This is a genomic window from Inquilinus sp. 2KB_23, from assembly GCF_052115705.1.
Taxonomy (GTDB): domain Bacteria; phylum Pseudomonadota; class Alphaproteobacteria; order DSM-16000; family Inquilinaceae; genus Inquilinus; species Inquilinus ginsengisoli_A.
The window spans coordinates 1-13,636 of sequence record NZ_JBFRHF010000038.1; the positions used below are offsets into that span (position 1 = coordinate 1).

A 13,636-nucleotide genomic window follows, 5' to 3' on the forward strand; every position below is an offset into this window, starting at 1 on the left:
CACAGCTGGTCGGGCGCGGTCGGATCAGGCGGCGCGCCAAGTTGGGCCAGATCGGCCAGCCGTGGCGCGTATCCGTCGTCGGTGCCCGGAAGGCCGCGCGCCTGAGGCACAACAGGTTATCCTCGCGCATCAACCGCAGCACCCGCTTGCGGTTGACCGCCCAGCCCTCGCGCCGCAGCATCTCCCCGATCCCGGCGGTAGCCGCAGAACCGGTGGGCCAGCGCCAGGCGCTGGATCGCATCCCTGAGCCAGTTACCTCCCGCTGCGGCTCGCTGGCCGCCCAGCCGCGCTGCCGACGGCTTTGGCGCCTCCGCCTTGCTCGGCCGCCCGCGCAGCCGCAGCGCTTCCGACCCGCCCAGCCGGTAGGCATCCCGCCACCGGTACAGGATCGCTCGCTTGATCTCGAGCTCCCGCGCCAGCGCGCTGACGTTCTCTCCGGCCTCGATCCGCCGCACCGCCCAGCTTGAACCCCCGGCTGAAGGTCCGGCTCTCCCGCTTGGACATCGGTTCTCCTTCTCAGAGAACTGTCCCTATTTTCTCGGTCTCACCAGCGGGGTCCACTCTGCGTTGGCATGCGGGAGCGTAGTTAGCTGCGTGTCCCCGATTTGAAGCTGAGTTGGCGATAGCCGCTGAAGGCAGGGGTGGGCATTGCCGCTTGACAACGCGACAGCTAAGCGGAGTAGCCGCCAGCATCGACCTGCCACCGTAGCCTAATCATAGAGTCACAGCGAACGAGTAGTACTCATTTTCATCCACCATGGCTCGCCACTTCGGTATAAAACTGGGCACTCCCAACGCCGCCGTTGCCACGCTGGCAGTGGTGGTAAGTGCCCGCAGCAATTCCGCTTTTGAGCCCGTGATGCGAATCTCCCGACCGTCGACGACTTCGACGCGTTGCGCTAGCGCGCGGAGATGGTCACGCCGGTATGTTCCATCTTCGTTCCGAAGCTTGCGCCGCGCTGCCCGGGCGAATCTCCGGATTGCGTCCGGCGTGACGGTCGAGCCAGCCCCCTCAACGAGAGATGCCACCCGTTCGGCGTCAGCCCGAGCTTGGTCGCGGATTCCAGCGAGCTCCGCTCCGTCCTCGATCGCCTGGTAGAGGCGCTTCAGCTTCGCCTCAGCCTCCGTCGTTCGTTTGCGCAGTTCGGCAATATGGCTGCGGCGGCGTTCGACCCATTCATCGCGCCGCTCCAAGAGTTGCTTCAGGACCTCCTGGAGGCGTCGCGGATCGAGCAGCCGCCATTCCAGATGATCGACCACAGTGCGATCGAGCTTGTCCATCCATACACTCTGGCCAGGACAGCCTCGAACACCTTGGCGGGCCGCCGTCGAGCAGGTGTAATAGCGATAGCGGCCACTCTTGCCGGTGCGCAGGGTCATTGGCCCGCCGCAAGTCGCGCAGAAGCAGATGCCGGTCAGCAAGGTCGGCCCACTGACTGCGCGCACCCCGTCCATTGCGGGCTGCGGGATCGGAGGATCGTGCGGACCGCGTCGAATTCCCCTTCAGTCACAATCGGCGGAACGGCGATCTCTACGATCTCGTCTGGATTGGGCTGTTCCCACATAGTCGAAGAGATCATCGGGGCGGCGGCCGGTCGAGGAAGGGGAATGTTTGGGCATGAGCAGAGCATGCCCGGTGGGCGATAGGTCGCGAAGTGAGACGGTCCCGTGCGGCCGTCGTTGAGGTCCTGTGCCGAAGGGCGCTCGCGCATGATCGGCGCCGATGGCGGGTGACCGACTGGTGTAGCGTCGCGCAAAGACCTGTGTTCTTCGCACCGCAGGGCGCCGTCTGGATCGCACGCTCAGTTTCTTTGAACGACAACCTTGCCAAGGTTGGGGTCGAGGGTTGGAATCGCTTCGCCTGCCCCATTTTCTCTCAATAAAATCAGAGACTAAGAAAGCGCCCTCAGGGGCGTTTTCTGCTTCCCCGGCCCCGCTTCACGGCGCGGGGAAGCAACTGGATGCATGTTGCAGCGCGCAATGGCGGGGCTCCGGCCGGCGCTGCCGCGGCGCCCGACTCGCAATTTCCGTCGCAAATCTCATGCGTCAGCCCTCACTTTGCGAGCCGCCATCTTACCCGTTCGGTGGCGACGAGCCGCGTTCGTCTTGTTGCCCGGGATGGAGGTTCTCCATTCGCGGCGAGGCATGGGTAAGTCCATGCGGCCCGAACTCGGCTATGTCCGGCTCTCGGAAAACGCATCCGTCCGTGGTGCGCTCGGTCTCCCGGTCGAACGCAACCTGTTTTTCAAGGCCGACCGCCCGTTGAGCCGCTGCGCAGACCAGGCGCAGCGTCTCGAGAGCATCCGGGCCTGACGCATCGCCAGCGCCCTGCCTTTTGGCAGAGCGCTGCTTCATTGTCCGACTCTCCGGTTTTCAGGACATGTGACGACCGGGACAGCATCGCCTCGATCGCCGCAGCGGTGCGCACCGTCCCGCTCTGGTCTTTCCCCGATGGCACGGGGTGGGCGTCGCTTGCCTGTAGGCCCGCCGCGCCGGTCCGCAATGCGCGCGCCGCGCGTCCTCCACTTCGTTCAAGCCCTGGGCCATGCCGCACACAGTCGCGACTGCCCCGACCGGATGCGGACCGCCTCCCTCGGCGGGCCTGCCGGCCGCTCTCCGCGGCCCACCCCGCTTGCCGGGGAAAGGCGCGGTGGTATTGCCAATGGAGAGCGACCATGACGACGATCATTCGCGATATCCCGCTGTCGAAGCTGGTCCCCTCGGCGCACAACGCACGCCGGACCGGGCGCGAGAGCGGGATCGAGGAGTTGGCGGCGAGCATCAGCACGTTGAGAGCGAGACGTTTGCCGATGCTGCCGAGCAGGACCAGTGGCCGGGGCCGCTCAGCAGCCCCGGCTTTCATGCAGGTCACGCCTTACCGTTGGATTATCCGAACGTGCGGGCATGCAATCGGGTCCATTTCCGGTTCGTCCCCTTTGCAGACCTTCACCGGTGTTCCCAACTCCTCCGGACCGGACAGTCCCGGCGACCGATCCGTGCCGGAAGGCGGACATTGGTCCGGTCGCCCTTTGCAACTCTCAGTCGGCCTGAATGATATTCTCGGCCAATTCAGAGTGGAGATACGCGCGATCGGTCGGAGTTGATGTGACCCGCGCCGCAGCTCGATCAGCGGCCGCCGCAGATTACCTGGAAGAAAGCTGCCGCCATCGTGGCGCCTCGTGGCTCTGCAAACCGACTGCGAGATCGATCTGTTGCGGCCCTCAAGATTAGCGACACGATTCACCCGAAAATCGGCAGGTTCCCAGGTCCGGATGTGGCCGTGTCGATCTTGAGGATTAACCGGGACGCATCGGCGGCGACCGACCCCCACGTTGACCATGTGCCAGCTCACACCGATGTCAACGCCGCTTGGAGGTGGCCGGCAGCCCGCCGGCAATGCGGTCGGCGAGCTCGCCGAGGGCGTCGCTCATCGCCTGCACCTCGGCCGCGGTGCTCTGGTCCGTCGGTCGCCTGGTGATCCGGGTGGATTCGGTCTTGGCCCTGCCGCCGGTCCTGGGCCGCAGGCGCCATTGCGCCTCGAGCACGATGGTGCCGTCGGATTCCGGATCGAACCGGCTGAGCGCCAGCTCGACGATCACGGCCTCGTCGCCCGACAGAGTCCGGCTGGTGGTGACGACGGAGCCCGCGGGCAGGCGCCGGGTCAGATCCTCCGCCAGCACCCGCTGCACCATGTTCGCCAGCGGTTCGCCCCAACGCTCGAATTCGGCGACGCCGAGCTCGACCGTGCCCGAGCGGGTAACGATCTGCGGCCGGTCGAGATATTTCGGGACCTCGACCGCGGCCACAGACGGGGTCAGCGGCCGGCCGCCGACGGCCGCGCCGGGCACCGCCGCCAGGGTGTAGACCTTGGGCGGAGATGAGGAGCAGGCGGCGAGCACCGACCCGGCCAGGAACACGGCAAGGACGGCGCGGCGGGACAGGATCATCGGTTCGGTCATTCGGTCTTGCCTCGGATCAGCGCCTCGGGATGCTGCTCGAGATAGTCCGTGAGCACGCGGATGGAGCGCAGCGTGTCCTCGACCTGGCCCAGCAGCCGGGTGAGGTCGCGCTTGAAGCCAGACCCCGCGCCATAGCCGTCCGAACCGAGGGTGCCGCTGAGCCGCCGGACCGCCTGCTGCGCCGTGGCCAGTAGCGGCGGCAGCTGCTGCAGCGCCGGGCCGAGATCGGTGTTGGCCCGGCCCAGCAGCTGCTGAGTCGAGGACAGGACCCCGGCCAGCGAGCGCAGCGACTCCGTGATCTCGGGCGAGGCGGCCAGCGTCTCGAAGGATTTGAGCGTCGCATCGGCCTGCTGCACCACCTTGTCGAGCGGCAGGGCGGAGATCTTCTCGAGAATGCCGTTGACCGACCGCATCGCGGCGGCGAGGTCGCCCGGGACGCTTGGGATCACCGGGTAGCGCTCGCCCGTGCCCATCGTCGCCGGCGGTGCATCCGGCATGAAGTCGAGCGAAACCATCAGCTGCCCGGTCAGGAGGCTGGCGGTCTTCAGTTGGGCCCGCAGGCCTCTGCGCACCAGCTCGGGCATGTATTCGCCCGTGCCGAAGCCCTGTTTCTCGCCGACCAGCGCGACGCGCTGCGGCTCGATCTCGATCACCACCGGGATGCGCAGCTTGTCCGCCGCGGCGTCGTACTCCAGCTTGAGATCGAGGACTCGGCCGACCTTGATGCCGCGCCACTCCACAGGCGCGTTTGGTGCGAGCCCATCCACCGAGCCGTCGAAATACACCAGGTAGGGCAGCCGAATCGTGTAGTCCGACTCCTGGCTGCTGGTCGCGTCCTTAAAGAGGGTGAAGACGGCGCCAGCTTTGCTCGGCTCCCCGATCCGGGCTGTTGCCGGAGTGTCGAAGGCGATGCCGCCGGCCAGCACCGCCGCCAGCGATTCCAGCTGGATCTTAAAGCCTTCGGGCCCGGTGCCGATGGAGATGCCCGAGGCGTTCCAGAAGCGGGTGCCGTCATGGACGTAGCGATCATAGGGCGCCCGGACGAAGGCGTGGATGGTGACGCCGGTCTCGAGGTTGGCGGAATCGAAGCCCATCACCTGGCCGACCTGCAGGTCGCGGAAATAGATCGGCGAGCCGGGCCCGACCGAGCCGATCCGGTCCGCCTTCAGGATGAAGGCCGTGCCCGCCACACCGGCCCGCACCACCGGCGGGTCTTCGAGGCCAGTGAAGCTGCGGGCGCTGTCGCCCTGCCCCGGATCGAGCTCGATGAACGCTCCCGAGACGATCGTGCCCAGGCCGGACAGGCCGCCGCTGGCCGACAGCCGCGGCCGCACCACCCAGAACCGGGTGGTCTGGCGGAGATGCGCCGCCGCCTCCTTGGTCATTTCGGCGGTGACCTCGACATGGCTCAGATCCTCCGACAGGGCCAGGCTCGTGACCGTGCCGAACACCACCTCCTTGTGCTTGATCAGGGTCTTGCCGGCCTCCAGCCCGTCTGCGGTCTGGAAGCTGATGGTGATGGTCGGCCCCTTCTCGGACAGGGTGACCCAGCCGAGATAGAGGGCCGCCAGCGCCGCCACGATCGGGATCAGCCAGATCGCCGGCAACCGGCGCTTGCGGTCGACCCGCGGCGCCGGCGGCACCGGTGCGGCCGTGTCGCGAAGGGTCTGGGCATCAGTCATGGTTCTCTCCCGCGGCATCCCACATCAGGCGCGGATCGAACGTCATGGCCGCGATCATGGTGATGACCACCACGGCGGCGAAGGACACGGCCCCGATTCCCGGCTCGATCGTGGCCAGCTCGCCGAGCTGCACCAGCGCGACCAGGATCGAGATCATGAAGATGTCGATCATCGACCAGCGGCCCACCGCCTCGACGATGCGGTACAGCACCGTGCGGTCCCTCAGGCGCCGCGTGGCGCCGCGCTGGGTCGAGACCAGGAGGAGGATCAGGCCGATCAACTTCAGCACCGGCACGGTGATCGAGGCGAAGAACACCAGCGCCGCCAGCGGCCACATCCCGGAATCGGCCAGCTCGATCACCCCGCTCATGATCGTGTCCGGCGCCCCGCTGCCGAGCGAGATCACCGTCATCACCGGGAACAGGTTGGCCGGGATGTAAAGGATGATCGCGGTGATCACCAACGCCCAGGTTCGGGTCAGGCTGTCCGGGCGCCGCCGGTGCAGCGCCGCGCCGCAGCGCGGGCAGCCGCCCTGCCCGCCGGCCGGGAGGTTGGAGACGAGGCCGCAGATGTGGCAGAGGCAGGCCGGGCGGTACGGATCGACCGGCGGTACCGGCGGGACGAGGCCGCGCCGCTCGAACTCCCGCCACACCGTCTCGGTGTCGAGCGCGGTGCCGGCGGCGATGATCGCCAGCATCAGGGCGCCGACCGAATAGAGGCCTGGACCGACCACGACGGTGGCGAGGTCGATCAGCTTCACATACGCGACGAAGACGCCGAGCAGATAGACCTCGATCATCGCCCAGGGTCCGAGCATCACGGCCCAGCGATAGAGCGCCGGCAGCCAGCGTGGCCGACGCCTCAGGCGCAGGCCGCCCAGCACCAGGACCAAGGTGCCGAGCCGGAGCGCCGGGGCGACGAACATGGTCAGCGCCACCACCGCCGCCAGCTCCCACAAGCCCTGGCCGTAGAGGACGACCGCGCCGGTGACCAGGCTTGCCGTTTGCACCCGTCCGGAGATTTCCAGCGAGATGAACGGCAGGAAGGTCGCCATCAGGAAGAACACAAGCCCGGCACAGGCGTAGGCGAAGGCGTGGTCGAGCGAACTGGCGCGGAACCGGTGCAGGGTCGCGCCGCAGCGCACACAGCGGGCGGTGGTGCCATCCGGCAGCACCGGCACGGTGTGCCGCAGCCCGCATTCGTGGCACTCCATCATGCGGCCAGGCGGGGCGCCGTCCTCGCTCTTCGCTGCCATGGTCGAATCGAACGATGGATACACCGACCTTCTCCGATCAGCCTGCCAGGCTCGGCGCGACGGTCCATCGAGGGCTTCCGTTCAGGCTGCCCCATGCCCGCAGCGCAGCGAAGGTGTCTACCGGTAGCCTGGGGGGCCATTTACCCCTTTAGGCGCCCGGAGAGCTTCAGGGCTCGACCTCGTCCCAGCTGTCGTCGACCGCGAAGGACTGGATCGCGGCAGCCAGCACCTCGGTGCGGTCGCCGAGGTCCTTCTGCCAGATCTGGCCGTGGTGGCTGACCAGGAACGTGGTGCGGCCGGTCTCGCCATAGACGGCAGGCACCGCGACCAGGGCGAAGCCTGCGATCATGTTGCCGTTGATGACGTAGTCGTAGCGGCCGCCCGGCACGCCGTCCTCCTGCCGCGTCAGGATCCAGAAGGTGTAGCCGTGATACGGCGCACCCGGCTGATAGCTGCCGAAATAGGTCTTGTCGTCGGCCACCAGCGGGCCGAACGGGCTGGGGTCCTCGCCGGCCTCGTCGGGCCAGTACAGCCCGTCATGCTTGCCCGGAGTGCTGAGCAGCCGTCGGGCGTATTCGAGCACGCCGTCCCCGTCCCGGTCCTTCGATGCGAAGGCCATCTGTGCCGGGCCGTAGGCCTGGGCGACCTCGATCGCCGACAATTCGTTGCCGCCGATGCGGCGGGCCGCGATTTCGTCCAGCCCGGCCTCGGTGTCGAACCGCCAGGCGCCCTCGACCTGCACGAGCGGGACCGGGAAGGTCCATCCGGCGGTGCCCATGACGATGGTGCGGTGGTCGCCGTCCCCATCGAGCCTCACCCCGGCCTTGGCGGCGTCGATCACGTCGCTCAGCCCCTGCTCGAAATCGGCGGTGTCGTCGGGGATCAGATCGTCGCGGTAGCGCGGCCCCAGGATCTGCACCACTCCATCGACGTTCTTGGCCTCCAGCGCCTGGACCAGCGCCGTACTCGCCGCGTCGGGCGTGTCGAAGCGCTGCGGCCCGTCAATCTCCTGCGCGATCGCCGCCGGCGCCAGCGCGATGAAAAGAGCCGCCAGGCGAAGGCGCGGCCCGAAGGGGTGGTTCATCGATTTCAGCATGGCTGTGCTCCTGGGCTCGGACTCACCGGCTGCGCTGACGACCGCCGCCACCCTGGCCGCCACGATTGCCGCGGGCGCTTTCGGCGCGGCTGCGATTGCCGTTCGAGACATTGCCGAAGGGACGGGAACCGCCGCCGCCCTGCCGGACGGACTGTGCCTGTCGGGGCGGGCGGGCGTTCAACTGGCGCTGTGCCGGCCGGTCGCGCTGCGGGGTGGCCGCCGAGCGGCGCGGCAGGTCCAGGCTCTCGCGGCCCCGCGCCGAGGCGCGGCCGGTCTCGCGCCGCGGCTGGACGCCGCCGAAGGCACTGTCCTGGCGGCGCTGGCCGTCGCCGACCCTCTGCTGCGGTCGCCGCTGGCCGGCTCCCGCGGGGTCGGCGCGGCGCGGCCGGTCCGCCGCAGCCGGACCGCGGGTCGGGGCCAGACCCTGGACCCGCTGCCGGGCGCGGTCTCCGGCCACGTTCCGCGGGCCCGCGGGGCGGGTTTCGGGTCGCCATGCCCGGCGCTCGCCGTTGCCGATCCGCTCATGCGCGGCCTGGAAGGTGCCGCGATTGGCGTCGATCCGCGACTTGAACGTGCCGCGGTCGACGTTCTTCAGGATGCCGTTGTTGACGATGTTGTTGATGTTGACGTCGCCGTTGACGGTCAGGTCGCCTCGCAACCGGCCGGCCTTGTCCCAGTCGACCCGGTCCCAGTCGATGTCGTCGAAGTCGACATCGTGGACGTTGAAGTCGATGTCGTCGTCGTCCCAGTTGAGGCCATAGCCGATGGCTGTTCCGAACAGGAGCCCGGTGAAGAAGGGCGCGGCCGGCGACTGGTAGCTCAGATACGGGTTGGCGTACGCGACAGGCGGCGCGGAGACATAGGTCTGGTTCACCACCGTCGCCGGGTCATAGCTCGGGACATAGGCGATGTCGGGATCGGTGCTCTTGATGAGGATGGGCTGGCCGGCGCCGTCGGCTCCTGGGGCCGGCTGGCGCGTGACGACGACCTGGTCATTCGAGGCGAGGTAGCCTGCATCCGCCGCCTCCGACCGGATCGTCTGGATCGAGGCGAAGACGCCGTCGAGGTCGTCGGTCACGGCTTGGCCGAGCCGGTTGGTCCAATCCAGGTCGGAGTCCATCAGCCGCAGCGCCTCGGGGTAGTTCAGGAGGGCGATCACCGACGGATCCCAACCAGCATCGGGGGCAAGCGACGGGTCCTTGGCCCGCTTGTCGAGGTAGCGGGCCGCCTCGACCACGTCGAGCGCCGCGGTCGAGGCCGGGAGCACCAGGCTCAGCACGTCGTCGGGATAGAGCGCGATCCGCGCCACCACCTCGCGCAGGCCCGGCGCCGCCTCAGCCGCGGTCGCTGTCGGCGTCACGGCCTGCGGCCAGGCCGGCGAACCGAAGCATGCCGGCCCCAGCGCGAGGACGGCGGTGACGAGGGCTGCTCGAAGGCGGGGCGCAGTGCACATGGCGGTCCCCTTGCGATGCATGACGGCATGAGAGCCGAGGCTTCATGCCTAGTGTTTGGCCACGGCAATGATCCCGAGCAGGCCCAATCCGAAAACCATCAGTTGGACGGCAACCGCGGTCAGCAGGATCCCGAACACGACTTCAGAGATGACCAGGCCGGTGGGATTCAGGCGCTTCGAAACCTTGTCGATGTTGGCAAAGACCAGGTAGTCGAACGCACCGACCAGCAGGATGAGCCCAAGGACGAGTGCGGCGCTCGCGATCGAGACGACTTCGCCGGACGCCACGATGAGGATCGTCATGCCCACCGGGTTCAGCAGATACGGCACCGCGAGGGGGTAGACCGCGATGTGTTTCGGATCCTCTTGCACCCCGGTTTCGACTTCGACCTTCTTGCCCGGCCCGGACACCATGTTGATGGCGAGGATCGCAAGGATGATCGCGCCACCAACCGCGACGGCGCCGCCCGTGATGTGGAGGAGACGCATGAGGAGCGCGCCGGTGGCGAACAGGACGATGGCCGTGACGACCGCCGTTATCACCATTCGCCGGCCCACCGCCCGCTGCGTCTCCGCATCGAAGTGCCTGGTCTTCTCGAGGAACGGCACCAATGCGATCTTGGGCCCCATCCCGATGAGCAGGAGCAGCAGCAGCGTCAGCGCGACGTTGGCATCGATGATCGAAAGATCCATTGGAGGGTCCGCTTTCCCGCTGGTCTAATGGTTCCGCGCCGCATGGCGGGCCGGTTTCGCCCGGCGCCGCCTGCCGATCACCTTCGCTGCCGTCGCCGAATCCGGCTTTGCCGCCCCGCTATTGGCCACCTCTGGATCGGCGGAGATGAGGTGAGCCTTGTTTCAGGTCCATTCCGGCTCGCGCCCGCATCACTGTCCCATCCTGATCACGACGGCATCGCCCCCGAGGCTCAGCATCAGGCCGGTCCGTTTGGCGACCAGGTGCATCACGACGCCGTTCCCGTTCTTCATCCAGAGATCCCCGGCGCTTTTGGTGCCGAGGGCAAAGCCGTAGCGGCCCTGGGCGTAGGTTCCCGGGAACTGCTCGAGGCTCGACAGGTCGTAGACCTCGCCGCGGGCCTCGATCTTGGAGACACCGATGCCGCCGATGCCGAGGCCGGCGACGGTGAAGGGATAGGTCCGACCGCGATAGGTCAGAGTGCCGCTGCCGGTGTTGCCGCTGCCGATGAAGGCGGCCTGAACCTGGCTCATCTCGACAGTGCCATCCGGTGGCCGTGCGGCCTCGGTCGACGAAGCGCCGGAGTCAGAGGGCGCTTGGGAGCAGGCGGCGAGCGCCAGCAATCCCCCGACCAGACATGCGCCGAGCCAATTCGCCGGCGGACGGCCGGCCTTGAGGGGACGATGGTGTTGAAATGCCAAGCGATCCACAGCAATCACTCCATGCAAAATCGGCAGAGAAGCAGGCCGGGCGTGACCGTGACGACGACATTGATCGGCATCGACCATGACCAGTCCTGGCCACATTCATCGATTTCCGCCGCGAGGATGCGGGTGACGGCAGTGCCCCGACAGGTATCCACGGGTAATTTACTGTTGCAGTGGCCGATCCCGACCATCGGTGTCGACCGCATGCCGATATGCCGGTGGGAAGCCGCTAGATTCCCGCGTTCGGAACGCTGAGCCCGGCCTTGCGCAGCCCCTCGACGACCGCGCGGATGATCGCCGGTGCCACGTTCCGGTCCTGCAGGTCGGACACGACCCGGTCGCCGTAGTCGGGGCTGAGCTTCAGCAGCAGGTCGAGCTCCGCGGCCGCCTCGTTCTTCCGGCCGAGCTGGGCATAGGCGATCGCCTGGGCGATGTGCGTGAACCGATTTTCGCGCTGGTCGATCCTCGACGCCTCGGTCAATGCGTCCTCGAACCGTCCGGCCATGTAATGCGCCAGGAAGAAACCGAGCCGATAGATCGTCGACTGGCCCGGGTTGCGGTCGAAGGCTGCGGTCAGGAGCGGCAGGCCTTCGTCGAACTGTCCTCTCAGGCACAGACGTCCGCCGAGATCGGCCAGGAGTTCGGCATTGTTCGGGCTGCGTGCCAGGCCGGCGCGGGCGGCCGCAAAGCTCTGCTCGACGTCATGCCGCAGCCAGAACACGAGATGCTCTGCCTGATAGCCGAGCGGCGCGTTGGGCGCGAGACTGACGGCGCGCTGCGCCAAGGGCAGCGCGCGCTCGAGTGGATCGGCGACACCAGAGCCTGCCTGTATGCCGAAACGGACCTGATCGGCATAGGTCAGGGCCAGCGCAGCCCAAGCGTCGGCATAGTCCGGGTCGTCGATGATGGTTCGTTCCAGACAGTCTCGCGCAGACGGATAGAGAGCGATGTCCGTTCGACGCCAGTAGGCATGGAAGAGCAGGACGCACTCGTAGGAGCTGAACTGCTCCGGCGCCTTGCCGGTCAACCCGCTGATCTTGTCGACATAGATGGCGCCATAGGGCTGCGCCACGCTGTCGACGACCCGTCGCGCGATATCCGCTTCCGTATCCACGATCCGGGCGGCAACGAGCGGGCTCTCATAGGATTGCGACCAGAGATGGCGACCCGACCTGGCGTCGACCAGCGAGACCAGCAGCCGGATGCGGTCCGGCGTCGTGCTGACGGTCCCCGACAGCACATAATCAGCCGACAGTTGCCGCGCGAGGGCATCGGCGCTGTTCCCCGGAGCGGGCTGGAGGCTGGTGTCGGTGCCGAACACGAAGAGATTCCTGTAGCGGCTCAGCGCGGCGATGACTTCGCGGGTCAGGCCCGGCCCGAGATGCAGCCGTGCGGCTTCGGCATCGCCTTCCTCCAGCGGCGCCACCACCACGGCCGGGCCCTGACGCCTAGTCGCCTCGGTCTGCGCATGGGGCGGCCAAGGCAGCGCCCCCAGGCGCCAGACGGCGACCAGCGCGACGATCGCGACCAGGATGACGTGCCACGGAAGCCACCGGGGCAGCCGGCCGAGGTTCTCCCGCACCGGGTGGGCTTCGGGCGGGCCGATTGAAACCGGATCGGCCGGACGCGGCGGCGATGCGGGAAGTGCCGCACCGGGCAAATCGATCGTCGGATCCGCGGCTTCCTTGACGGTGAAGGTCGGGACATAGCCGCCCTTCGAGATGCTGACGCGGATCGCGTCGTCCTGGCCGCCGGTGAGGTAGTAGTGGTCCAGCGAACGACGCAGCCGGCTGGCCTCGATCCGGACGATCGGATCGATCTGCGGGTCGAAGCTCGCCTCGCGATCGAAGACCGCCATGGCGACGCTGTAGCCCTTGATGCGGTCAGCCCGCCCCGCGAGCGTCTCTTCGACGACGTGCCGGAGAAAGCGGCGGTTCCGTTCGGAGGCGTCGAAATCCGTGCTGGCGAGAATGTGTTCGAGCGCCTCGCGGATCGCCCCGACCGGCAGCACCGGTGAGGTTGCATCCGGCATCACGGCGCCCTCCGGGAGGTGGAGGCCATGTCGCCAGGGCGGGCGGCGGGCGCGCGCCTGTTCTTCAGGAATTGCGATCGTCTCGGAGGTCCGGTTTCGTCGCTCCGCTCGGCTTCGTTGGGCCGATTCTCAATTCCCGCGCCGGACCGTCGGTGGATTGACGCGTCCATTCTGTGGCCGCCTCCCTGCGGCGACGCCTCGATTGATACCGTAAATTACTCCCGCTCGTTCGGTTCCTATTTGATCCTGGTCAAGGCAGCAGGCGTCCGGCTCGAAGCGACCGCAGACCGCGGTGGCGGCCGTTTGTGAGGGCTGCCAAGGCATGAAGAAGGCCATCGAGCGATTTCCGGATCAGGCAGACCTGATCGGCCGCCTGGTCGGGCAGAGTGAGACGTTCCGCTCGCTCTGCGAAGACCACCAATTGGCGGTGGAGACCCTGGACGGCCTCACCGCCAGACGTTCGATGGACGACAAGATCGTTCATGAATACCGCACGCTCGTAGAGGATCTGGAAATGGATATCGCGTCGGCCCTGAACAAAATGAGATGACAAATACGCAAATATTCGGACCGCCGAGGTATCGATCCCAACGACACCACGGTACATCACGCGAAGCCGTTGGCAAAAGCTTATCTCGCGGCAGGCGGCCCGTTTCCGGCATGTTGGAAGGGGTAAATTACCCCCCGACCACCCGTAGGCAACTTGGCCGCGCTGCCGGCATGAGGCAGCTTGAGGCGTCGAGCGACGTCGCCGTCAACGG

Annotated in this window: 14 protein-coding genes; 3 read left to right on the forward strand and 11 right to left on the reverse strand. The window is 67.4% G+C overall.

All coding sequences use genetic code 11. From position 1 onward, the window contains the following. The 3 genes from AB4112_RS33270 to AB4112_RS33280 form a co-directional block, all read right to left on the reverse strand. On the reverse strand, nt 1-181 hold a 181-nt coding region (locus AB4112_RS33270; RefSeq protein WP_441726288.1), incomplete at its 3' end, for an IS3 family transposase. Next, the gene (locus AB4112_RS33275) at nt 117-455 is read right to left on the reverse strand and encodes a transposase (protein WP_441726291.1); all 339 of its coding nucleotides are present in this window, start codon (nt 453-455) and stop codon (nt 117-119) included. The genes AB4112_RS33270 and AB4112_RS33275, both read right to left, overlap by 65 nt. Before the next feature lie 259 nt (nt 456-714). Continuing rightward, nucleotides 715-1,455, reverse strand: a complete 741-nt coding sequence (locus AB4112_RS33280; protein ID WP_441726294.1) for a zinc ribbon domain-containing protein — start codon at nt 1,453-1,455, stop codon at nt 715-717. Nucleotides 1,456-2,157: 702 nt separating this feature from the next. Between AB4112_RS33280 and AB4112_RS33285 the strand changes: the two genes are divergently transcribed. Then, nucleotides 2,158-2,313 (forward strand): DUF2958 domain-containing protein, encoded by a 156-nt coding sequence (locus tag AB4112_RS33285; RefSeq protein ID WP_309792058.1) that lies wholly within the window; start codon nt 2,158-2,160, stop codon nt 2,311-2,313. A gap of 362 nt (nt 2,314-2,675) precedes the next feature. Continuing rightward, complete coding sequence (locus AB4112_RS33290) at nt 2,676-3,104, forward strand: hypothetical protein (RefSeq protein ID WP_441726297.1); 429 nt, start codon at nt 2,676-2,678, stop codon at nt 3,102-3,104. Nucleotides 3,105-3,359: 255 nt separating this feature from the next. Here the strand turns inward: AB4112_RS33290 and AB4112_RS33295 are convergent, their stop codons facing one another. From AB4112_RS33295 to AB4112_RS33330, 8 genes are all read right to left on the reverse strand, one after another. Further along, nucleotides 3,360-3,959: a PqiC family protein gene (locus tag AB4112_RS33295; protein ID WP_309792059.1), complete on the reverse strand. Its 600-nt coding sequence runs from the start codon at nt 3,957-3,959 to the stop codon at nt 3,360-3,362. After that, on the reverse strand, nt 3,956-5,641 hold the full coding sequence (locus AB4112_RS33300) for a PqiB family protein (RefSeq protein ID WP_309792060.1): 1,686 nt from the start codon (nt 5,639-5,641) through the stop codon (nt 3,956-3,958). The genes AB4112_RS33295 and AB4112_RS33300 overlap by 4 nt, the downstream gene beginning before the upstream one ends. Further along, on the reverse strand, nt 5,634-6,896 hold the full coding sequence (locus AB4112_RS33305) for a paraquat-inducible protein A (RefSeq protein WP_441726302.1): 1,263 nt from the start codon (nt 6,894-6,896) through the stop codon (nt 5,634-5,636). The genes AB4112_RS33300 and AB4112_RS33305 overlap by 8 nt, the downstream gene beginning before the upstream one ends. Before the next feature lie 166 nt (nt 6,897-7,062). After that, entirely contained in the window at nt 7,063-7,992 is a 930-nt protein-coding gene (locus AB4112_RS33310) for a DUF2950 family protein (RefSeq protein ID WP_441726305.1), read from the reverse strand. 22 nt (nt 7,993-8,014) lie between these two features. Beyond that, nucleotides 8,015-9,445 (reverse strand): DUF3300 domain-containing protein, encoded by a 1,431-nt coding sequence (locus AB4112_RS33315; RefSeq protein WP_441726308.1) that lies wholly within the window; start codon nt 9,443-9,445, stop codon nt 8,015-8,017. A gap of 48 nt (nt 9,446-9,493) precedes the next feature. Beyond that, nucleotides 9,494-10,138 (reverse strand): MarC family protein, encoded by a 645-nt coding sequence (locus AB4112_RS33320; RefSeq protein WP_309792065.1) that lies wholly within the window; start codon nt 10,136-10,138, stop codon nt 9,494-9,496. Nucleotides 10,139-10,327: 189 nt separating this feature from the next. Next, complete coding sequence (locus tag AB4112_RS33325; protein ID WP_309792066.1) at nt 10,328-10,924, reverse strand: hypothetical protein; 597 nt, start codon at nt 10,922-10,924, stop codon at nt 10,328-10,330. Nucleotides 10,925-11,072: 148 nt separating this feature from the next. Continuing rightward, complete coding sequence (locus tag AB4112_RS33330; protein ID WP_441726313.1) at nt 11,073-12,875, reverse strand: tetratricopeptide repeat protein; 1,803 nt, start codon at nt 12,873-12,875, stop codon at nt 11,073-11,075. A gap of 322 nt (nt 12,876-13,197) precedes the next feature. On the opposite strand from AB4112_RS33330, the gene AB4112_RS33335 reads away from it, so the two are divergent. Next, complete coding sequence (locus AB4112_RS33335; protein WP_309792068.1) at nt 13,198-13,425, forward strand: hypothetical protein; 228 nt, start codon at nt 13,198-13,200, stop codon at nt 13,423-13,425. The last annotated feature ends 211 nt before the right edge of the window (nt 13,426-13,636 follow it).

What these genes read in the sequence shown, in the direction of transcription:
- AB4112_RS33280 (WP_441726294.1), bottom strand. Translation starts at nt 1,455, where the DNA reads ATGGACGGGGTGCGCGCAGTCAGTGGGCCGACCTTGCTGACCGGCATC.
- AB4112_RS33285 (WP_309792058.1), top strand. Translation starts at nt 2,158, where the DNA reads ATGCGGCCCGAACTCGGCTATGTCCGGCTCTCGGAAAACGCATCCGTC.
- AB4112_RS33290 (WP_441726297.1), top strand. Translation starts at nt 2,676, where the DNA reads ATGACGACGATCATTCGCGATATCCCGCTGTCGAAGCTGGTCCCCTCG.
- AB4112_RS33295 (WP_309792059.1), bottom strand. Translation starts at nt 3,959, where the DNA reads ATGACCGAACCGATGATCCTGTCCCGCCGCGCCGTCCTTGCCGTGTTC.
- AB4112_RS33300 (WP_309792060.1), bottom strand. Translation starts at nt 5,641, where the DNA reads ATGACTGATGCCCAGACCCTTCGCGACACGGCCGCACCGGTGCCGCCG.
- AB4112_RS33305 (WP_441726302.1), bottom strand. Translation starts at nt 6,896, where the DNA reads ATGGCAGCGAAGAGCGAGGACGGCGCCCCGCCTGGCCGCATGATGGAG.
- AB4112_RS33310 (WP_441726305.1), bottom strand. Translation starts at nt 7,992, where the DNA reads ATGCTGAAATCGATGAACCACCCCTTCGGGCCGCGCCTTCGCCTGGCG.
- AB4112_RS33315 (WP_441726308.1), bottom strand. Translation starts at nt 9,445, where the DNA reads ATGTGCACTGCGCCCCGCCTTCGAGCAGCCCTCGTCACCGCCGTCCTC.
- AB4112_RS33320 (WP_309792065.1), bottom strand. Translation starts at nt 10,138, where the DNA reads ATGGATCTTTCGATCATCGATGCCAACGTCGCGCTGACGCTGCTGCTG.
- AB4112_RS33325 (WP_309792066.1), bottom strand. Translation starts at nt 10,924, where the DNA reads ATGGTCGATGCCGATCAATGTCGTCGTCACGGTCACGCCCGGCCTGCT.
- AB4112_RS33330 (WP_441726313.1), bottom strand. Translation starts at nt 12,875, where the DNA reads ATGCCGGATGCAACCTCACCGGTGCTGCCGGTCGGGGCGATCCGCGAG.
- AB4112_RS33335 (WP_309792068.1), top strand. Translation starts at nt 13,198, where the DNA reads ATGAAGAAGGCCATCGAGCGATTTCCGGATCAGGCAGACCTGATCGGC.